General features: G+C 54.4%; 21 protein-coding genes. 17 read left to right on the top strand and 4 right to left on the bottom strand.

Annotated features, from left to right (window positions below; translation table 11 throughout):
* Positions 1 to 336 precede the first annotated feature (336 nt).
* The 5 genes from clpS (at position 337) to ATO67_RS01300 (ending at position 5,381) form a co-directional block, all read left to right on the top strand.
* On the top strand, positions 337 to 690 hold the full coding sequence (gene clpS, locus ATO67_RS01320) for an ATP-dependent Clp protease adapter ClpS (protein WP_067643223.1): 354 nt from the start codon (positions 337 to 339) through the stop codon (positions 688 to 690).
* A 10-nt stretch (positions 691 to 700) separates the two neighbouring features.
* Complete coding sequence (clpA, locus tag ATO67_RS01315) at positions 701 to 3,205, top strand: ATP-dependent Clp protease ATP-binding subunit ClpA (RefSeq protein ID WP_067643220.1); 2,505 nt, start codon at positions 701 to 703, stop codon at positions 3,203 to 3,205.
* A 72-nt stretch (positions 3,206 to 3,277) separates the two neighbouring features.
* Positions 3,278 to 4,033 (top strand): AzlC family ABC transporter permease, encoded by a 756-nt coding sequence (locus ATO67_RS01310; protein WP_067643217.1) that lies wholly within the window; start codon positions 3,278 to 3,280, stop codon positions 4,031 to 4,033.
* The gene (locus tag ATO67_RS01305) at positions 4,030 to 4,377 is read left to right on the top strand and encodes an AzlD domain-containing protein (RefSeq protein WP_067643215.1); all 348 of its coding nucleotides are present in this window, start codon (positions 4,030 to 4,032) and stop codon (positions 4,375 to 4,377) included. Before ATO67_RS01310 ends, ATO67_RS01305 begins: the two co-directional genes overlap by 4 nt.
* 65 nt (positions 4,378 to 4,442) lie before the next feature.
* Positions 4,443 to 5,381: a phosphatase PAP2 family protein gene (locus ATO67_RS01300; protein ID WP_067643212.1), complete on the top strand. Its 939-nt coding sequence runs from the start codon at positions 4,443 to 4,445 to the stop codon at positions 5,379 to 5,381.
* A gap of 23 nt (positions 5,382 to 5,404) precedes the next feature.
* Here ATO67_RS01300 and ATO67_RS01295 read toward each other — a convergent pair whose 3' ends face one another.
* Genes ATO67_RS01295 through ATO67_RS01280 form a run of 4 tightly spaced genes read right to left on the bottom strand, consistent with a single transcriptional unit; the run spans position 5,405 to position 8,245 of the window.
* Complete coding sequence (locus tag ATO67_RS01295; RefSeq protein WP_067643208.1) at positions 5,405 to 5,824, bottom strand: HIT family protein; 420 nt, start codon at positions 5,822 to 5,824, stop codon at positions 5,405 to 5,407.
* Between the two features lie 26 nt (positions 5,825 to 5,850).
* Complete coding sequence (locus tag ATO67_RS01290; RefSeq protein WP_067643205.1) at positions 5,851 to 7,041, bottom strand: GNAT family N-acetyltransferase; 1,191 nt, start codon at positions 7,039 to 7,041, stop codon at positions 5,851 to 5,853.
* Positions 7,038 to 7,778 (bottom strand): glycerophosphodiester phosphodiesterase family protein, encoded by a 741-nt coding sequence (locus ATO67_RS01285; protein ID WP_067643202.1) that lies wholly within the window; start codon positions 7,776 to 7,778, stop codon positions 7,038 to 7,040. Before ATO67_RS01285 ends, ATO67_RS01290 begins: the two co-directional genes overlap by 4 nt.
* Positions 7,775 to 8,245: a RidA family protein gene (locus tag ATO67_RS01280; RefSeq protein ID WP_067643199.1), complete on the bottom strand. Its 471-nt coding sequence runs from the start codon at positions 8,243 to 8,245 to the stop codon at positions 7,775 to 7,777. The genes ATO67_RS01285 and ATO67_RS01280 overlap by 4 nt, the downstream gene beginning before the upstream one ends.
* Before the next feature lie 115 nt (positions 8,246 to 8,360).
* On the opposite strand from ATO67_RS01280, the gene ATO67_RS01275 reads away from it, so the two are divergent.
* The 12 genes from ATO67_RS01275 (at position 8,361) to lpxA (ending at position 20,606) form a co-directional block, all read left to right on the top strand.
* Positions 8,361 to 9,209 carry a cell envelope integrity EipB family protein gene (locus ATO67_RS01275; RefSeq protein ID WP_067643197.1) on the top strand — a complete coding sequence of 283 codons (849 nt, stop codon included), beginning with the start codon at positions 8,361 to 8,363 and terminating at the stop codon, positions 9,207 to 9,209.
* A gap of 192 nt (positions 9,210 to 9,401) precedes the next feature.
* On the top strand, positions 9,402 to 10,181 hold the full coding sequence (gene rpsB / locus ATO67_RS01270; RefSeq protein ID WP_067643195.1) for a 30S ribosomal protein S2: 780 nt from the start codon (positions 9,402 to 9,404) through the stop codon (positions 10,179 to 10,181).
* 244 nt (positions 10,182 to 10,425) lie between these two features.
* On the top strand, positions 10,426 to 11,352 hold the full coding sequence (gene tsf, locus ATO67_RS01265; protein WP_067643192.1) for a translation elongation factor Ts: 927 nt from the start codon (positions 10,426 to 10,428) through the stop codon (positions 11,350 to 11,352).
* 198 nt (positions 11,353 to 11,550) lie between these two features.
* Complete coding sequence (gene pyrH / locus ATO67_RS01260; protein WP_067644183.1) at positions 11,551 to 12,273, top strand: UMP kinase; 723 nt, start codon at positions 11,551 to 11,553, stop codon at positions 12,271 to 12,273.
* A gap of 65 nt (positions 12,274 to 12,338) precedes the next feature.
* Positions 12,339 to 12,896: a ribosome recycling factor gene (gene frr, locus ATO67_RS01255; protein ID WP_067644180.1), complete on the top strand. Its 558-nt coding sequence runs from the start codon at positions 12,339 to 12,341 to the stop codon at positions 12,894 to 12,896.
* Positions 12,897 to 12,957: 61 nt separating this feature from the next.
* Positions 12,958 to 13,701: an isoprenyl transferase gene (locus ATO67_RS01250; RefSeq protein WP_067643189.1), complete on the top strand. Its 744-nt coding sequence runs from the start codon at positions 12,958 to 12,960 to the stop codon at positions 13,699 to 13,701.
* A complete protein-coding gene (locus ATO67_RS01245) occupies positions 13,701 to 14,534 on the top strand; it encodes a phosphatidate cytidylyltransferase (protein WP_067643186.1) in 834 nt (277 codons plus the stop codon). The genes ATO67_RS01250 and ATO67_RS01245 overlap by 1 nt, the downstream gene beginning before the upstream one ends.
* A gap of 30 nt (positions 14,535 to 14,564) precedes the next feature.
* Positions 14,565 to 15,698 carry an RIP metalloprotease RseP gene (rseP, locus tag ATO67_RS01240; protein ID WP_067643180.1) on the top strand — a complete coding sequence of 378 codons (1,134 nt, stop codon included), beginning with the start codon at positions 14,565 to 14,567 and terminating at the stop codon, positions 15,696 to 15,698.
* A 201-nt stretch (positions 15,699 to 15,899) separates the two neighbouring features.
* The gene (gene bamA / locus ATO67_RS01235; RefSeq protein ID WP_067643175.1) at positions 15,900 to 18,224 is read left to right on the top strand and encodes an outer membrane protein assembly factor BamA; all 2,325 of its coding nucleotides are present in this window, start codon (positions 15,900 to 15,902) and stop codon (positions 18,222 to 18,224) included.
* Positions 18,225 to 18,272: 48 nt separating this feature from the next.
* Positions 18,273 to 19,337, top strand: a complete 1,065-nt coding sequence (gene lpxD, locus ATO67_RS01230; RefSeq protein WP_067643172.1) for a UDP-3-O-(3-hydroxymyristoyl)glucosamine N-acyltransferase — start codon at positions 18,273 to 18,275, stop codon at positions 19,335 to 19,337.
* The gene (gene fabZ / locus ATO67_RS01225; protein ID WP_045230517.1) at positions 19,330 to 19,797 is read left to right on the top strand and encodes a 3-hydroxyacyl-ACP dehydratase FabZ; all 468 of its coding nucleotides are present in this window, start codon (positions 19,330 to 19,332) and stop codon (positions 19,795 to 19,797) included. The genes lpxD and fabZ overlap by 8 nt, the downstream gene beginning before the upstream one ends.
* A complete protein-coding gene (lpxA, locus tag ATO67_RS01220) occupies positions 19,794 to 20,606 on the top strand; it encodes an acyl-ACP--UDP-N-acetylglucosamine O-acyltransferase (RefSeq protein WP_067643169.1) in 813 nt (270 codons plus the stop codon). The genes fabZ and lpxA overlap by 4 nt, the downstream gene beginning before the upstream one ends.
* The last annotated feature ends 2 nt before the right edge of the window (positions 20,607 to 20,608 follow it).

The raw sequence follows: 20,608 nt of genomic DNA, 5'->3' as shown, positions 1-20,608 counted from the left end.
CCATCGAGCGAAAAATCCTATTTCTTTCGGCAAATGGAGGAAGTTTCTATAGAATCGCGGCGCAAGTTGCACCTTCCAACCGGCAAGAAAATGCAAGTGGCGACAATCGAACATGCGGTTGCTGTGATGCTAAGGCGGAAAATGGCGCGTCATGCGGGTATCCCCCAGCGCCATTGATCCATTCTCATCACAGTTTCATAGCGAGTGAACGGATTAGTGATTGCAGTGCGATGAGAGGGGCTTAAAATCACTTTGTAACGACCTAAATAAAGGTTAGCGAAATTCTGGCTCGCCGCCCAAGGTTCGGCGCGAGTTCGATCTGGAGAATGATGAAAGATGATCGCGAAGTCGATCCGCATGCAGGGCGACAATGAAGGCGACGACGGTGGCACAAACCGCGGAACTTCCGTTATTACCCGCACGAAACCGAAAACGAAAAAGCCTAATCTTTACCGTGTTCTTTTGCTGAACGACGACTATACTCCTATGGAATTCGTCATTCACATTCTGGAGCGTTTTTTCCAGAAAGACAGGGAAGGCGCGACCCGCGTTATGTTGCACGTGCACCAGCACGGTGTCGGCGAGTGCGGCATATTCACGTATGAAGTCGCGGAGACAAAAGTAAGTCAGGTCATGGATTTCGCCCGACAGCACCAGCACCCGCTACAGTGCGTCATGGAAAAGAAATGAGGATCGCAACGTGCCAACTTTTTCCCCAAGTCTAGAGAAGGCGCTGCATCAGGCACTGACCTTTGCAAATGAGCGTCATCACGAATATGCGACGCTTGAACATCTCCTTCTGGCTCTCATCGAAGACGCAGATGCTGCGGCTGTGATGGGCGCATGCAATGTCGACATCGATGCGCTCCGCAAGACCGTTGTTGATTACGTGGACAGTGAATTGTCCAATCTGGTTACAGGTTACGACGAGGACTCCAAGCCGACGTCGGGATTTCAGCGTGTTATCCAGAGGGCGGTCATTCACGTGCAGTCTTCAGGGCGCGAAGAGGTGACTGGCGCCAATGTTCTGGTTGCGATCTTTGCCGAACGCGAAAGCCATGCTGCCTATTTCCTTCAGGAACAGGAAATGACCCGTTACGACGCGGTCAACTACATTTCCCATGGCATTGGCAAGCGTCCCGGAACGTCCCAGACCCGCACACCGCGCGGCGCGGAAGATAATGAAAACGAAGCAAAACCTGTTCGTAACACCGGTTCTGAAGATGACAGTGCTGCACCCAAGAAACAGCAGGACGCGTTGAAGGCCTATTGCGTCAATCTCAATGACAAGGCGCGCGGCGGCAAGATCGACCCGCTGATCGGGCGTCACGCTGAGGTTAACCGCACCATTCAGATATTGTGCCGCCGCTCCAAGAACAATCCGCTCTATGTCGGCGACCCGGGCGTGGGAAAAACAGCGATTGCTGAAGGTCTTGCCAAGCGTATCGTTGAAGGCAAAGTGCCTGAAGCGCTGAAGAACGATACGATCTTCTCGCTTGACATGGGCACCCTACTTGCCGGTACCCGTTACCGCGGTGACTTCGAAGAGCGTTTGAAGCAGGTCGTCAAAGAACTGGAAGAGTTTCCGGGTGCGGTTCTATTCATCGATGAAATCCACACAGTTATCGGTGCAGGCGCGACATCCGGTGGCGCTATGGATGCGTCTAACCTGTTGAAGCCTGCTCTCTCCTCCGGTGCGATCCGTTGCATCGGCTCAACGACCTACAAGGAATATCGCCAGTTCTTCGAGAAGGACCGCGCGCTTGTTCGTCGTTTCCAGAAGATCGACGTCAATGAGCCATCCATCGAAGACGCTATCGAAATCATGAAGGGCCTGAAACCTTATTTCGAGAGCTATCACCACCTTCGTTATTCCAACGAGGCCATAAAGGCTGCAGTGGAGCTTTCGGCCCGCTATATTTCGGACCGTAAGCTGCCGGATAAGGCAATCGATGTTATCGATGAGACGGGTGCCGCACAGATGCTGCTGCCGCCGTCCAAGCGTCGCAAGCTGATCACCGAAAAGGAGATCGAGGTTACGATAGCGACGATGGCGCGCATTCCAGCCAAGACTGTTTCGAAAGATGACGAGATGGTTCTCGCCAATCTGGAAAAAGAATTGCGGTCGGTGGTTTATGGTCAGGATATCGCGATCGAAGCGCTGTCGTCTGCCATCAAGCTCGCCCGTGCTGGTCTTCGCGAGCCGAACAAGCCGATTGGTTCCTACGTCTTTTCAGGTCCCACGGGCGTAGGTAAGACGGAAGTTGCCAAGCAGCTTGCGGCATCTCTCGGCGTTGAAATGCTGCGGTTCGATATGTCTGAGTACATGGAGCGGCACACCGTATCGCGCTTGCTCGGTGCACCTCCTGGTTATGTCGGCTTCGATCAGGGTGGACTTCTGACCGATGGTGTCGATCAGCATCCACACTCTGTCGTGTTGCTGGACGAAATTGAAAAAGCACATCCGGATATTTACAATATCCTGTTGCAGGTCATGGACCACGGTTCGCTAACGGATCACAACGGCAAGAAGATTGATTTCCGCAACGTGATCCTGATCATGACGACGAACGCTGGCGCATCCGAAATGGCGAAATCTGCCATCGGCTTTGGTTCGTCCAAGCGTACCGGTGAGGATGAGGAGGCACTTAACCGCCTGTTCACGCCGGAATTCCGTAACCGTCTGGATGCGATTATTCCGTTCTCGCCTCTGCCAACCGCTGTCATTCATAAAGTCGTTCAGAAGTTCGTCATGCAGTTGGAAACACAACTTTCCGAACGCAATGTCACCTTCGATCTGCATGAAGATGCCATCGCTTGGCTATCTGAAAAGGGTTATGACGAGAAAATGGGTGCGCGTCCGCTTGGTCGGGTGATTCAGGAACACATCAAAAAGCCCCTTGCCAACGAAATCCTTTTTGGAAAACTCAAGAAGGGCGGTGTGGTCAGCGTTTTTGTCGGCAAGAACGATGATGGTATCGAGGGCCTGAAGCTGAATGTCTTGCCGGAGACGGCTCCGGTCAAGCCGAAGCCCGAAGCTGAGTTGAAAGCTGCCAAATCTCCAGGCAAAGCCAAGAGCAAGGCGAAGGCCATCAAAGCGGAGCAGGAAGCGGAAACCGTTACCGCGGAGACTGAGAAGGCTGATGAAGACGCCAAACCGCGTCGCAAGGCCAACACCGTACCCAAGGTTCCAAAGAAAAAGTGATCTAGCCTTTTATCAAACATCAATGCCGGGTTTGCGCCCGGCATTTTCTTGGCGTCTATACCGGAAACCGACATGCCCCCAGAACCCGAAGCGGAACCTCTCTATCTCTGGTTTGTCCGAGGAATGAGAGGCATTTTTTCGCTGCCATCCCTCATTCTCATGACGTCATTTGTCGGCTTCAGCGCCTTTGCGCTCGAATCGGGCGTCACTCGCGGTGAGGCGGTCTTTATGACGCTGACGATCTGGGCACTGCCAGCCAAGATGATTCTCATCGGCGCAATGACCAGCGGGGCCGGGTTGGCGACCTGCTTTCTGGTCGTCACTCTATCGTCAATCCGCATGATGCCGATGGTGGCTTCCATCGTGCCGGAAATGCGCGCCGCAAAAACGTCGACCTGGATATTGCTATTTCTCTCGCATTTCGTTGCCATCACCGCGTGGGTCTTTGCGACCCAGAACCTGAGCAAGGTACCGCGTGAGGCGAGAGTGGCATGGTTCGGGGGCTTCGGCATAACGCTGACACTGGTCAATGCGCTGATTGTTGCCATTTGTTACGGCGTGGTTGCCGCTTTTCCTCCCGTGGTTGCCGGTGTGCTGTTTTTCCTGACACCGGTCTATTTCGTTTCCTCCATCTGGGCATCTGCCAGACACTCGGTCGTCAAGGTTGCATTCGTCATCGGTGTCATCGCCGGTCCGTTGTTTGCCGTCATCGAACCGGAATTCGACATTCTCTATGCGGGCATCGGCGGGGGAACGCTGGCTTATCTCATTGACCGCTTCTGGTTTCGTCGCAAAATTGAACTTGCGACTGCCGAGGGTGAGCCATGATAACCGACGCATGGTGGGCACCTTATCTCTTCATCGCCATCGCAGGATGGATCGCGACGGATATCTGGCGCTGGCTCGGTGTTCTCGCTGGAAACCGCCTTAAAGAGGGGTCGGAAATCCTGAACTGGGTCAGAGCCGTGGCAACCGCGCTTGTCATGGCCGTCACCGCAAAACTCATCGTGTTTCCGACAGGTGTTCTGGAGCAAACACCAATGTGGCTGCGTATCGGCGCGGCGGCGGTCGGGTTTGCTGTGTTTCTGATGGCCGGGCAGCGTGTTTTAATTGGAGTTATCGTGCCGCTGGTGTTGTTGACACTCGGTTTGGTGGCTTTGGATCTACGATAGAGCAGCTTTCGCATTTACGTGAATTTCAGGCTTTCAACGTATAAGTCGCCGCAATGGAGATGCCCATGCGGATGTTGCCGGCTGAACGTTTTTTTGCTCTCGTCATCGCTGGAATGGCAGCGCTGGATATTTCGCTTCTTATGGTGAAGGGCGTTGTTGTCGATTGGCTTGGTTACACGCTGCCGACTTTCGTCGGTTTGGCGCTTATCGCTGGTGGTCAATATTATCGTGGTTTGCGAGGCGAAGAGCGCATCGCGCTCGCACTCAGTGCTTCCGGGCTTTTCATCATCTTCACGCTGGTCGCGTCAGTCTTCAATTATCTTTTGCTACCCATCCGCTCATTGCCGTTTGATCAGATGTTTGCCCAATTCGATGCGATGCTGGGTTATCGTTGGCCGGATGCAGTAGCGTCTGTGGCGCAGTGGCCTGTCATGTCCAAGACACTGTTTTTAGTGTATTTCAGCTCACTTCCACAGCTTGCATTTGTTGTCTTGTTGCTTGGCTTTTCTGGCAAAGCCGACGCTTTGTGGCACTTTCTGCTAACAGGCGTCATTGGCGTATCGGGCTGTATCGGGATATGGACCGTCATTCCAACATTTGGACCCTCGACGCTTTATGCGATTTCACCCGAAATTTTATCCAAGATCGATCTCGGCGTGACACCACAATATGGCGAGGAACTGCTGCGCCTTGGGCGTGATGGACCAAGCTATATTTCACCGGCAAACATGCTTGGTCTAATAGGATTCCCGTCTTTCCACACGGTCATGGCGTGTATGGCAGTCGTGTTTCTTGCACGGTTCAAGTGGGTTTTTCCATTTGCGGTCCTGATCAACATCGCCATGATACCAGCCATTCTCGTGCATGGTGGCCATCACCTCAGTGATGTCTTTGGCGGCGTGGCGATGTTCATGATCGCATATGCGCTTGCAGGAAAACTGTCGTCGAGCCTGTCCGGATCAAATCCCAACAGATATGAAACCAAAGCTACGGCACTGAAATAGTCGCCTCGACATGCTTCACTTATTCAGGCGAGGGCGGCTTTTATCTTCTCCGCATGCGCCTTAAGCAACTCTCCATCCGCCATCGCGCCGCTATGCGGCTTCGTCTGTTCGCCTTCCTTGCGCGGAACGATATGGAAATGCAGGTGGAAAACAGTTTGTCCGGCGGCTGGTTCGTTGAACTGGGCCACGTAAACGCCGTCGGCGTCGAACGCTGCCCTCGCGGCGACAGCCAACCTTTGAACCACGGTGATGGTTTTTGCCAAAACCTGCGGGTCGGCATCCAGCAGATTACGTGAGCCGGTTTTGGGAATGACAAGGAGATGACCGGGAGCTTGCGGCATGACATCCATGAAGGCCAAAGTGTCTTCATCTTCATAGACTTTCACGCATGGGATTTCACCGCGCAGGATTTTCGCGAAGATATTGTTGGTGTCGTAGGTCATGAAAAACGTCCTCGTATGCTGCTTGGCTATTCGTCGGCTTCTGCCCGTTCACCCTTGCGAAACGGGCTATGGTCATCAAGATAGTCGCCGATTTCTTCGACTTCTCTCTTTTCCCGCTCCAGATAGTCGGCAATTGCGCCCCGCAAACCGGGGTGGGTGATGAAGTGGGCTGATTTGGTTGTCACCGGGGTGTAGCCGCGTGCAAGCTTGTGCTCGCCCTGCGCGCCAGCCTCGACACGGCTCAGGCCTTTTGCCAGCGCAAAATCGATTGCCTGATGATAACAGACCTCGAAATGCAGAAACGGGTGGTCCTCGATGCAGCCCCAGTGCCGGCCATAAAGCGCGTCGCCTCCGATGAAATTGATGGCACCCGCAATGTAACGCCCCTCACGTTTGGCCATAACCATAAGAATATCATCAGCCATCCGCTGGCCGATCAGCGAGTAGAATTCGCGGGTTAGATAAGGGCGACCCCATTTGCGGCTGCCGGTGTCCATGTAGAAGGCGTAGAACTGATCCCAGATATCTTCGGTCAGATCGCTCCCGGTCAGCCAGTCGATCTTGATGCCGGTTTCAAGGGCTGCACGGCGTTCCTTTTTCAGGGTTTTGCGTTTGCGCGATGACAAAGCCTCCAAAAAATCGGAGTGATCGCGGTAACCATTGTTGATGAAGTGAAATTGCTGATCGGTGCGGATCAGAAACCCCTCGTCTTCCAGCGCACGGATGTCATCTTCTGGTGCAAAGGTCACATGGGCAGATGAGACACCTACATGTTCCGTAACCTGCCGCAGACCTGAAGCAAGCACCTGCTTGAAGGCGGCATCATCAATACCGCTGGTCAGCAGCCGCGGTCCGGTTGCGGGCGTGAAGGGAACGGAACATTGAAGCTTGGGATAATAGTTTCCGCCAGCCCGCTCGAGCGCGTCCGCCCAGCCCTGATCGAAAACATATTCACCGCGACTATGGCTCTTCAAATACGCCGGTATGGCACCGGAAAGGATTCCGTCGCCTGTCTCAAGCAGAAGATGGTGGCCGCGCCAGCCAGTCTTGGATGTGGCCGATCCAGAATCTTCCATGGATAGCAAATAAGCATGAGATATGAAAGGGTTGTATACTTCTGCTCGCGTAGATTTAGATGTTCCGGAAAGCCTGTTCCAGCTTTCCGGATCAATATCCTTGAAGGACTGCTCTACGCGAATTGAATATTCATCGCTCATGCGCTGGCGGAGACGCCTTTCTTTGGGTCGAAGCCCTCAAACGTAATCTGGTCCGCATATTTATAGGAAGTCTCGCGACCGTTTTCATCCCTCACCGTCCAGGTAATGACAGGAATCCCGAGTTTTCTTTGGGCTTCGATGAAGCTGTTTGGCAGATGTGCCCAAGCGTATGAGATGAAATCGACGCCGATTTGCGTGGCTTCGTCGTGCTTGAAAAAGTCTTCAGGCTTTGCCCCTTCGGCGGTCAGGCCCAGCGGCCAGGGCGATCCGGCAGTCTTGAGGTCTTTCAGCAGATGGTGATCGAAACTCATCAGCGCCACATGACCTTCATAGCCCTCCAGCACCTCCAGAACCGCCTCGGCAAAGCCGTCATCGACGCCAGCACCTTTGCGGCCCTTAAGTTCAAGCACGAGCGGGACCTTCCCGGCGCAAAGCTTCAAGAGCTGCTTTAGCGTCGGCACCCTGTCTTTTGTCTGGCCAACCGACAAGAGGCCGAGTTCGCCGGATGTGCGTTCCCGAACATCACCCTTTATGCCTGTCAGCCGCGTCATCTCATCGTCGTGGAAGACGACGGGTACACTATCGGAAGCCAGTTGAAGGTCGCATTCTATGGCGAAACCGGCGTCGATGGCACGGGAAAACGCGCTCAGCGTATTTTCCCAAACCAGCTTGTTCTGGTCATGATAACCGCGATGGGCGATCGGCGTTTCCGTCAACCATGAGAGCTTCAGCGTCATACGTCGATTTCCACGATGGCGTCGATTTCAACGGCGGCATTGAAGGGCAGGGACGCCATGCCCACTGCGGCGCGCGCGTGTTTACCGGCATCGCCCAGAACATTGGCGATGAGGTTTGAGGCGCCGTTGATGACAAGGTGCTGCTCGGTGAATTCAGGCACGGACGCAACGAAGCCATTCAGCTTCAAAACGCGACGTACTTTGGAAAGGTCGCCATTGAGGGCCGCCTTTACCTGTGCAAGAATGTTGACAGCGCAGAGTTCAGCAGCGCGTTGGGCGGTCGGTACGTCGACATCGCGACCCACATGACCCGTGACCGCAATCTTGCCTGATTCCATTGGCAATTGGCCTGAAATGTAAAGCAGATTGCCGCTGATGGTGAACGGAACATAGTTTGCAGCAGGTGCGGCGGCGGCGGGCAGGGTGTAGCCCAGGTCCTTAAGGCGAGCTTCGATGGCATCCGACATTTTCGTCTCCGCTTTTGTTGTAAATCTTTCAAAAATCCGGCAGACAGATCATGATGTCCAAAAGCCGGGCGGTTGCTTGTACAATATGAGCGGTGAGTCCAACAGGAGATATTGAATGTTTGTCAGGAACCTCGCAGTTGCTTTCGCTTCCGGCGCTTTTATCGTCGCTCCGGGTGTTGCAAGTGCAGTGCCTGCCAATATCCCAAACCTGATTTCCCACCGTGCGGTTTATGACCTGGAGTTGAAGGACGCATCCGATCGTTCTGGCATCGAAGGCATGACGGGCAGAATGGTGTACGAGTTTACCGGCTCTTCCTGCAAAGGTTACAAGACGGATTTCCGTTTCGTCACGCAGATCAGTACCGGCGACGCGGTGCGTATGACCGACCAGCAGACGACGACATTCGAAGATGCTGCCTCAAAGACATTCAAGTTCGAGACCAAATCTTTTACCGATGACAAGCTGGACAAGGAAGTCACCGGTTCGGCAGAGGATGCCAACGGTGCCATGACCATCGATCTTACCAAGCCGGATGCAAAGAAGATCGATCTCGCCGCTGGTGAATTTCCCACGGAACATATGTTTCAGGTCATAGAAAACGCCAAGCTTGGGAAGCGCATTTTCGAATCGCGGGTGTTCGATGGATCTGACGATGGCGATGAGAGCCTGATCACGTCCACACTGGTCGGAAAGCAGCAGATGCCGAAAGATGACGACGCTGACCCCGATGTCAGCATGGCCGGAGATTTTGCAAAACTGCCTTTCTGGCCGGTTACCATTGCGTATTATAACGACAAGGCAGGCACCGATTCTCTGCCAATATACCGCATGTCTTTCAAGCTCTATGAAAATGGAATCACCCGTGACCTGACCATGGATTACGGCGATTTCGTTTTGACCGGCAAGCTTGCCAAGCTCGATATTCTCCAGGCGGAAAACTGCGATAACAAGCCGATCCGCTAAAACGGATCGATCTGTTTTTGTGTTTCTGTGCATAAAAGCTTGCTTTTCGAAGAATCTGCCTGTATGCGGCACACTATTCCACACGCGAAGCTTGGGATGTTCCGGGAGAAATCCGGTTCGTTCCGCCCGGTGGTACCGTTTAGTCGGTGCTGTTCGCTTCGCGGGGGTTAAACCGGAAAAGGATAACAAGGCATGGCATTGCCCGATTTCACTATGCGTCAGCTTCTGGAAGCTGGCGTTCACTTTGGTCACCAGACACACCGCTGGAACCCAAAGATGAAGCCGTATATCTTCGGCGACCGCAGCAACATTCACATCATCGATTTGGCTCAGACAGTTCCTTTGCTGTCGCGCGCCCTTCAGGTCGTATCTGACACGGTTGCCCGTGGCGGCCGCGTTCTGTTTGTTGGTACGAAGCGTCAGGCTTCGGAAATCATCGCAGACAGCGCAAAGCGCTCCGCTCAGTACTACGTCAACTCGCGTTGGCTCGGCGGCATGATGACCAACTGGAAGACGATTTCGAACTCGATCCAGCGCCTGCGCAAGGTCGACGAAATTCTCAACTCCGACGCATCTGGCTACTCGAAGAAAGAGCGCCTGAACCTTGAGCGCGAACGCGAGAAGCTTGAAAAGGCACTTGGCGGTATCCGCGATATGGGCGGCGTTCCTGACCTGATGTTCATTGTTGACACCAACAAGGAAAAGATCGCGATCGAAGAAGCCAAGCGCCTTGGTATTCCGGTCGTTGCGATCATCGACTCGAACTGCGATCCAGACCAGATCGACTTCCCGATCCCAGGTAACGACGATGCGTCGCGCGCAATCTCGCTCTATTGCGATCTGATTGCCCGTGCAGCCATCGACGGTATCGCACGTCAGCAGGGTTCTTCCGGTCGTGACATCGGCGCTTCTGAAGAAGCTCCGATCGAGCCTGCTCTCGAAGAAGCAGCAGCCGAGACAGCTGCCGAATAAAGCTTAGAGGCGGCGTGGATATGCCGCCTTCTCCATGAGACGAGACAAGGCCGTTCTGGACTAGAAAAGTTCGGCGGCCTTGTTCGTTTCAATCACGCTGTCCATTATGGCAGAGCGTGAACTAACGATGTTTCGTGATGGCTTTTCATGAGGCTGTCACAGTTCCGGGTACATTCGTTCCCAAAATCCGATTTAGGTCGTGCCGCAATGGCGCCGTGACCGACGAACCGACAAGAGGCACACAATGAGCGAAATTACAGCCGCAATGGTAAAGGAACTGCGCGAGAAGTCTGGCGCAGGCATGATGGATTGCAAAAAGGCGCTGTCTGAGACAGGCGGCGACATGGAAGCTGCAATCGATTGGCTGCGCGCCAAGGGTATCGCCAAGGCTGACAAGAAGTCTGGCCGTACTGCTGCTGAAGGTCTCATTGGTATTGCTTCCGCCGGCCATAAGGCCGTTGTCGTTGAAGTCAACTCCGAAACCGACTTCGTTGCTCGCAACGATGCCTTTCAGGATATCGTTCGCGGCGTAGCGTCGGTTGCTCTGACGACTGATGGCTCCGTTGACGCGATTGCTGCTGCAACCTACCCAGCCACTGGCAAGACTGTTTCTGACACCATCAAGGACGCAATCGCCACCATCGGCGAAAACATGTCGCTTCGTCGTTCTGCTCTGCTTGAAGTCAAGCATGGCGTTGTCGCGACCTATGTTCACAACGCTGCTGGCGATGGCATCGGCAAGCTCGGCGTTCTCGTAGCGCTGCAGTCCGAAGGCGACAAGGCTGTTCTGACATCCATCGGCCGTCAGATTGCCATGCATATTGCTGCGACCAACCCACTTGCCATCCGCTCTGAAGAAGTCGACGCAGCAGTTGCCGAGCGCGAGCGTAACGTGTTCATCGAGCAGGCTCGCGAATCCGGCAAGCCAGAAGCCATCATCGAAAAGATGGTTGACGGTCGCATGCGTAAGTTCTTCGAAGAAGTAGCCCTTCTGTCGCAGGCCTTCGTCATCAACCCAGACATCACGGTTGGCGATGCTGTCAAGGAAGCCGAAAAGGAAGCTGGTGCCAAGATCGAAGTCGTCGGCATGGCTCGCCTGCTGCTCGGCGAAGGCATCGAAAAAGAAGAGAGCGACTTCGCTGCTGAAGTTGCTGCGGTCGCCAAGGGCTGATCTCTTTACCCAAACCTGGGAAAACTACAGGGCATCGCGTGACAACGCGGTGCCCTTCGTGTATCCGCGTTCCGGTTATATCCTGCGCGGGCAGGGCAGTCTTTCGGATTTGCCTGGCCGGTGTAGCTTCCTCTGGTTATCGCATGCGTCATAGCAAACAGGCATTTGACGATGCGCGACATGCTTCAAGGAGTCATGATGTCTTCCAAGCCGCTTTATAAACGGGTTCTTCTCAAGGCGTCGGGCGAAGCCCTAATGGGCGACCAGGGTTTCGGTATCGACGTCGCTGTTGCAGACCGGATCGCCTCCGATATCGCCGAGGCGAGAGCCATGGGTGTCGAAGTTGGCGTGGTCGTTGGCGGTGGTAACATCTTCCGCGGCGTGGCAGTGGCCTCCAAAGGCGGAGACCGCGTCACCGGCGACCATATGGGCATGCTGGCCACCGTTATCAACGCACTGGCGCTCGCGACCTCCCTGCGCAAGCTCGACATAGACACCGTCGTTCTCTCGGCTATCGCCATGCCGGAAATTTGTGAGAGCTTTTCGCAGCGCGCAACACTGTCTCACATGGCACAGGGCCGTGTCGTGATTTTCGCGGGCGGTACAGGCAACCCGTTCTTCACAACCGATTCTGCCGCTGCTCTTCGCGCCGCTGAAATGGGCGCTGAGGCAATCTTCAAGGGAACGCAGGTCGATGGCATCTACTCGGCCGATCCGAAGAAAGACCCCACGGCAACCCGTTTCGATGAATTGACTCACTCGGAAGTATTGGGCAAGGGACTTGCGGTCATGGACATCGCCGCTGTTGCGCTTGCCCGTGAAAACCACATTCCCATCATCGTCTTCTCAATCCATGAGAAGGGCGGTTTTGCTGCAATATTGACGGGCGGCGGTCGCAAGACCATCGTGCACGACAAATGATGGTCGGGCGCTGATTCCACGGTGTGAAATTGGGCCTTCAAGGCCAGAACTGACGGAGTATGAATATGAGTGGTACTGACATCAACGATATCAAGCGTCGCATGGACGGCGCGATCAACGCCTTCAAGAGCGATATTGCATCGCTTCGCACGGGCCGCGCTTCGGCAAACATCCTCGACCCTGTAACGGTTGATGCCTATGGCTCACGCGTACCATTGTCGCAGGTTGCCAATATCACGGTTCCCGAGGCTCGCATGCTGGGCGTCAACATCTGGGACAAGTCGATGGTTGGCGCAGTCGACCGTGCTATCCGCGAATCGAACCTTGGCTTGAACCCGATTGTCGATGGCCAGAACTTGCGTATTCCCTTGCCGGAACTCAATGAAGAACGCCGCAAGTCGCTCGTCAAGGTCGCCCATGACTATGCCGAAAAGGCCAAGGTCGCGATCCGTCACGTTCGCCGCGATGGGATGGATGGTCTGAAAAAAGCCGAAAAAGATGGTGACATCGGTCAGGATGAAAGCCGTTCGCTGTCTGAAAAGGTTCAGAAAATGACCGACGATACGATTTCGGAAATTGATCGCTTGCTTGGCGAGAAGGAAAGAGAAATCATGCAGGTATAGGTGGCGTTATCGCCATCCCTGTGTATTATTTTATTTTCCGCGTTGCCTAAACTGGATCGAGATGTCGGACATTACACGTTCCTCACTGCCTGAGCATGTTGCCATCATTATGGATGGCAACGGGCGTTGGGCCAAGCAGCGCGGTCTTCCCCGTATAATGGGGCACCGGCGCGGGGTCGAGGCGGTGCGCGAGACGGTGAGGGCGGCTGGCGAATGCGGGCTCAAATATCTTACACTATTCGCTTTTTCCTCAGAAAACTGGCGCAGGCCCGTTAGCGAGGTCAACGATCTCTTGGGTCTTCTCAAGGCGTTCATTCGCCGAGACCTTGCCGATCTGCACAAAGAGAATGTTCGCATTCGCGTTATTGGTGACCGTGATAGTCTGAACGACGATATCAGCGCATTGTTGATAGAAGCCGAGCAGACGACGCGCGACAATACGGCACTGACGCTGGTCATTGCGTTCAATTACGGCTCTCGCGATGAAATAGCGCGCGCCGCAGCCTCTCTCGCCAGGGACGTGGCACTTGGCAAAATCGACGTATCCGCTGTTACCCCGGACGCCATTACGGCACGTCTTGATACGGCAGGAATTCCGGATCCGGATCTCATCATCCGCACAAGCGGCGAAGAGCGTCTGTCCAATTTTCTGTTGTGGCAGGCTGCATATTCGGAGTTTCTCTTCATTCCCGATTACTGGCCTGATTTCGACCGCAAGACGTTCTTTTCCGCAATCGATCAGTACATGACGCGTGACCGCAGGTTCGGCGGTTTGCCGGATCAAGTCGCTGTGGCGGGCGCGTAATGAGCCGCGAACTCAAGCTGCGGATCATATCCGCCATTGTGCTGGCTGCCGTTATACTGACTGCAACTTGGTATGGCGGGATGATGTTCCGCCTTTTCGCCGGCGTTCTGTCGCTGCTGATCTATTACGAATGGACCTCCATCACCAAATTGTCCGACACCAACCCGACTGGTTATGCCTGGGGCTGGTTTGCGATTGCAGTGATGAGCGGCAACACGATTTTCGGTGAACCGTCTCTCGACCTTCCGCTTCTTTCAGGTTTTACGTTGACTGCGGCCCTTTTTCCCGTACTGCGCGGTAAAAACTGGTGGCTCGTCGGTGGCATGATCTATGCCGGTCTTAGCGGTATCTCGCTTGCGGCCATCCGTGGAGAAGAGCCGACTGGCTTTGTCGCAATGGTGTTCGTTTTCGCCATCGTCTGGGCAACGGACATTCTGGCTTACTTCGTCGGTCGCGCCATCGGCGGACCAAAGCTGGCGCCTTCCATATCGCCAGGCAAGACATGGTCCGGCGCTATCGGTGGGACGGTTTCAGGCGTCATAGCTGGCGGTGCGGTCGCCGCGGTCTATCATGGGCGTATCGGGATCGTCGTACTGGCGCTTTCGCTGGCCTTGTCCATTTTCAGCCAGATCGGCGACCTGTTCGAGTCCTTTATCAAACGCCGCTTCAAGGTAAAGGATTCCAGTCATCTCATCCCCGGGCATGGCGGTTTTATGGACCGGGTTGACGGTCTTGTTTTTGCCTGCTTTACCGTATTCCTCATTGCTGTCGTTCACGCGGCGATAACCGGTGATGTGCCAGGATCAGGTGGCGGAATTCTGCCCGGATTTTGATGATAGCGTTGAGCGAAAGGCTTTAGGAATATGGATATGGTAACGGCGACGGTTGGTTTTTTGACCGGTTACATGGTGCCGTTCATTCTTGTGCTTTCTCTTCTCGTTTTCGTTCATGAGATGGGGCACTACCTTGTCGGCCGCTGGTGCGGCATTAAATCCACAGCTTTTTCCATCGGTTTCGGTCCTGAGTTGGTGGGTTTTACCGACAAGCACGGCACCCGTTGGAAGATATCGGCTGTTCCACTTGGTGGTTACGTCAAATTTTTCGGCGATGAGGATGTTGCAAGCAAACCCGACAGCGCGAATTTGTCTGGCCTGACTCTGGAAGAACGTGCGCAGACTTTGGTTGGCGCAAAATTGTGGAAGAGGGCGGCGACAGTTGCTGCTGGCCCCATCGCGAATTTCATTCTGGCGATCCTTATTTTCGCGTCGCTATTTGCCATTTACGGTCGCATGATTTCTGACCCGATCGTTTCCGAAGTACGCGAGAGCAGTGCAGCTCAATCCGCCGGCGTTTTGGCTGGTGACAGGCTGGTCGCGATTGATGGTGAAGCCGTCAAGACATTCGAGGATGTTCGCCGATACGTCGCAGTCCGCCCCGGCACGCCTATTACCGTAACCGTCGAGAGAAACGGTCAGGATCTCGTTCTGCCTATGGTGCCGACCAGAACTGAGACGAAGGATCAGTTCGGGAACAAGATGGAACTGGGCATTATCGGTATCGTCACTGACCAGACCCGAGGCAATTTCCGTCATGTCACCTATTCGCCGACCGAAGCGCTGGCTGAAGGTGTGCGTGAGACCGGCCATGTCGTTACTGGCACGTTTGCCTATATCGGCAACCTCGTCACAGGTCGGATGAATGCAGACCAGTTGGGTGGGCCTGTGCGTGTCGCTCAGGCATCAGGTCAGATGGCATCGCTTGGATTTGCAGCTGTCATTCAGCTTGCGGCCTTGCTTTCTGTCTCGATTGGCCTGCTTAATCTCATGCCGGTCCCGATTCTGGACGGCGGCCATCTGGTGTTTTACGCCATCGAGGCCGTGCGTGGCAGACCGTTGGGACCTGGTGCTCAGGAGTTCGCTTTCCGCATTGGTATGGTGATGATTTTCAGTCTGATGGTTTTTGCGACGTGGAACGATATCAGCAGCTTGATTGGCTGAATGGGGCTTTAGAGATGATTTTTTAACGGGGCGTTTACCTTGTTTTGATGCCAAAGTGGCGATTGAGCCACGGTGGCTTGCGAAGTAAACAGAAATTAACGGTCGGGCTTGCTTGTAGAGGAAAAGCAGGTAAAACGACGACAGATGGCCGGAGTCGGGTTCCGCCCGCTGAGGGACAACGGGAAAAGGTAAGAATTAAAAATGAAGGCTGGTTCAAAATTTTTGAACGCGGTGTCGGCGGTTGCGCTGTCTGCTGGTGTTTCTTCGGTTGCAGTTATGGGAGTGCTCGTCTCTTCCAGCGTTGCCAATGCGGCAGTCATCACTAAGGTTGATGTACGTGGTGCCCAGCGCGCCGGTGCAGATGCCGTGCGATCCAACATCACGATCGCTCCCGGTCAGAACTTTTCCAACGCTGACATTGATGAATCAGTCAAGCGTCTCTATGCGACGGGTTATTTCTCCAACGTCAGCATGAGCGTTTCGGGCAAGACTCTCGTTGTGACGGTCAGCGAAAACAACCTCGTCAATCAGGTCGTGTTTAACGGCAACCGCAAGATCAAGGACGACAAGCTTCAGGGCATCGTTCAGACGCAGTCTCTTGGTCCTTATGATCAGACACTCGTAACCGCAGACATTGCGCGCATCAAAGACGCTTATGCAGCGATTGGTCGCAGTGATATCCAGGTTACGACGCAGGTCGTGAACGTCGGCCAGGGCCGTGTAAACCTTGCTTTCGTCATCAACGAAGGTGAGCGCACGAAGATCGCGCGTATCGATTTCGTGGGCAACAACGCCTACAGCGATGGCCGTCTTGCCGCAGTTCTCAACACCAAGAAATCCAACATGCTGTCCTTCCTGACGCGTAAGGATGTCTACAATGAGGACAAGCTGCGCGCTGACGAAGAGGCGCTACGCCAGTTCTATTACAATCGCGGTTATGCAGACTTCCGTGTAACGTCTTCGGACGCAGTTCTGGATGAGGCGACCAACGAATACACGATTACGATCAATGTTGACGAAGGTCAGCGTTACGCCTTCGGTAATGTTGCCGTAGAGTCCACTGTTCCAGGCGTTGATGGTTCGCAGCTTCAGGGTCTGGTCGAAACCAAGGCCGGTTCCGGTTACAGCGCCAAGGAAGTTCAGCAGAGCATGGAGGCCATCTCCAAGCGTGTTTCAGCAGAGGGTTACCCCTTTGCGCGTGTTACGCCGCGTGGCGACCGTGACATGGCTGGCAACACCATTGGCGTTACCTATATAGTTGATCAGGGTGAGCGCGCTTACGTCGAGCGTATCGAAATCCGCGGCAACACACGTACACGTGACTACGTGATCCGTCGCGAATTCGACATCAGCGAAGGCGATGCTTTCAACCAGACGATCGTTACAGCTGCAAAGCGTCGTCTTGAGGCACTTGGTTACTTCTCCAAGGTCAATATCGGCACATCGCAGGGCAGCGCGCCTGACCGCGTCGTGATCGTTGTTGATGTTGAAGATCAGGCAACGGGCTCCTTCGGTATCGGTGCTGGTTACTCGCAGAACGATGGTGCGCTTCTCGAAGCATCCATCGAAGAAAAGAACTTCCTCGGTCGCGGCCAGTACATTCGTATTGCTGCTGGTGCCGGTCAGGATGATGCGCGTAGCTACAATCTGTCCTTCACAGAGCCTTACTTCCTTGGTTACCGTCTTGCTGCAGGTTTCGACCTTTTCAAGAGCCAGAGCTCAAGCGAAGACTACTATGACTACGATGAGCAGGGCTTTGCGCTTCGCGTAACGGCTCCAATCACTGAGAATCTGTCGACGACATTCAAGTACACGTACAAGCAGATCAGCTATGAGGGTAAGGGCGACTGGGATCAACCGGGCAATCTTGCTGCGCCTTATCGCGATTTGATCCGTGGCGAAGACTGGACGCAGTCAATTATTTCCAACACGCTAAGCTACAATTCTCTTGATGATCGCAATATGCCTCGTGAAGGTTGGCAGGGCGCGTTGACAAACGAGTTTGCTGGACTTGGTGGTGACTCTGAATATTACAAAATCTACGGTAAAGTTCGTTATTACCACACGATTTCCGATGAATACGATATCATCGGCTCGCTTACCGGTCAGGCTGGTTATGTAGCGCCGACAGGCGACAATCTGCTTGTGTTTGATCAGTTCAAGATCGGTGGTCGTGTCATTCGTGGTTTCGAGAACGACGGTATTGGCCCACGTATCGGCGATGACGCAATCGGCGGCACGACGTACTTTGCTGCTTCTGCGGAAGTGACTGCACCTATGCCTGGCGTTCCCGAGGATTTTGGTCTTCGTCTCGCTGGTTTCGTCGATGCCGGTACGCTTTACGGCAACAAGGTTGCTAACAGTGCAGGTGTGAAGGACGACAGTTCGATCCGTGCGTCTGCTGGTATCGGCCTGATGTGGGCTTCACCGTTCGGTCCGCTGCGCGTAGACTACGCAGTACCGTTCATGAAGGAAGACTACGACGAAGTGCAGAATTTCCGGTTTGGCATGTCCAACACTTTCTGATATCGGCAGTCCAGAACTGCGAGTTTGAACGTTCTGGAGTACCGTTTGATGGAATATAACGCTTTTTTTCCGCCTCATGATGGCATGCGATTGAGAGACATCGCTGACCGTCTTGGGGCGGAACTGTCTGATCAGACCGCTGGCGACCGCATGGTCCGGTCGATCGCACCCGTCTACCGCGCAAAATCGGATCAGCTTTGCTACATTCTTTCGCGCAAGAATCGCGAAGAACTACTGACCTGTGAAGCTGCGGCCATCATCTGCGATTCAGCGCTTTCCAGTCTCGTTCCAGCGCATATTCCGGTTTTGATTGCAAAAAATGCGCACACGGTTTTTGCTCAGGCTGGGGCATTGCTCCATGCATCTGCGATGAAGCCATCCGCAATCATCGAGCAAGGCTCGGACATTTCAGCAGCTGCGCATATCGATCCTTCTGCAATGTTGGAGGCGGGTGTCGTTGTTGAGCCTTTGGCTGTCATTGGTGCCAATGTGCATATTGGCGCAGGGACTCGCATCGGTCCGGGCGCGATTATCGGTGCAGACGTCCAAATTGGCCGAGATTGTACGATTGCGGGCGGTGCCAGCATTCTGTCTGCCTTGATTGGCAATGGCGTGATCATCCACAACGGTGCCCGCATCGGTCAGGATGGCTTTGGTTATGCACCGGGCCCGCGCGGAATGATCAAGATCGTGCAGGTCGGTCGCGTCATCATTCAGGATCATGTCGAGATTGGCGCCAATACCACCATTGATCGTGGGACGATGGATGACACGGTGATTGGCGAAGGCACAAAAATCGACAATCAGGTTCAGATCGGCCACAATGTGCGCATTGGTCGCCATTGCGGCATCGTCAGCAAGGTGGGTATTGCCGGCAGTACACGCATTGGTGATGGCGTGATGATAGGCGGCGCCAGCGGCATCAACGGTCACATTACAATTGGAGACGGCGCGCAAATCGCCGCGATGAGCGGTGTCGTTGCCGACGTGCCAGCAGGTGCCAAATACGGCGGCGTGCCCGCGCGGCCTTTAAGACATTTCTTGCGCGATATGGCCGAGTTGCTGGCCCGCGCCGAGGAACGAGACAAGAAGACAGGAGAGAAGAATGTCTGAAGAGACGAAGACGACGCTTGGCGCGGCTGACATCCTTGAGGTGATGAAGCTGCTGCCGCATCGTTACCCATTTTTGCTGATCGACAAGATCATTGATATCGACGCAGACAATTCGGCTACCGGTATCAAGAACGTGACCGTCAATGAGCCGCATTTTACCGGCCATTTCCCGGACCGCCCCATTATGCCGGGTGTTCTGATCGTGGAGGCCATGGCACAGACGGCTGGCGCGATCTGTGCGCGCAAGCAAGGTGACGGCGGCCACCTCGTTTATTTCATGACCATTGACAACGCCCGTTTCCGCAAGCCGGTTGTTCCCGGTGATCGATTGGAGATCTACGTCGTCAAACAGCGTCAGCGCGGCAATGTCTGGAAGTTCCATTGCGATGCTAAGGTGGATGGTGTTCTAGTGGCTGAAGCGGATATCGGTGCAATGATGATCCCTGAGGATCAGCAATGAGCAAGATTGCGGCTTCGGCCAAAATTCACCCGATGTCTTTTGTCGAAGACGGTGCGATCATCGGTGAAAACGTCGTTGTCGGACCGTTTTGCCATGTCGGCCCGAAGGTCACATTGCATGATGACGTTCAGTTGGTCAGCCACGTCGTCGTGCTGGGCTGCACAACGGTGGGCAAGGGCACGAAAATCTGGCCATCCGCCGTTATCGGGGGAGACTCGCAGAGCGCCCATCACAGTGCTGTGGATACGACGCTGGTCATCGGTGAAAATTGCACGATCCGTGAAGGCGTGACGATGAACACCGGTACTGTCGAGCATGGTGGCACCACTGTTGTCGGCGACAACAATCTGTTCCTAGCCTACGCGCATGTGGCCCATGATTGCCGGTTGGGCAACAATATCATCCTGTCCAACAATGTCATGCTGGCTGGCCATGTGACGATCGAGGATCGTGCCATTCTCGGTGGCGGCTCTGCCGTGCACCAGTTCACACGCGTGGGTCGCCAAGCCTTTATTGGTGGCCTGTCGGCTGTCAGCTATGACGTGGTTCCCTATGGTATGCTCAACGGCAATCCGGGCATTTTGAGCGGGCTGAACATCGTCGGCATGACGCGTGCAGGTATCGAGCGCGCCGAAATCCACAAGGTTCGCCGCGCCTACAAGCAAATCTTCGAAGGCGAAGGCAATGTCCGCGCGAACGCAGCTGCCATTCGCGAGGAATATCTGGACTGCCCACAGGCTCTTGAGATCATTGATTTCATCGCCACTGCGAACGATAGGGCTATCTCATCGCCCAATCGCGGAAAGTAGCC

This window comes from Agrobacterium bohemicum (assembly GCF_001562555.1).
GTDB classification, from domain to species: domain Bacteria; phylum Pseudomonadota; class Alphaproteobacteria; order Rhizobiales; family Rhizobiaceae; genus Agrobacterium; species Agrobacterium bohemicum.
This window is presented reverse-complemented; position numbering and strand designations above follow the sequence as displayed.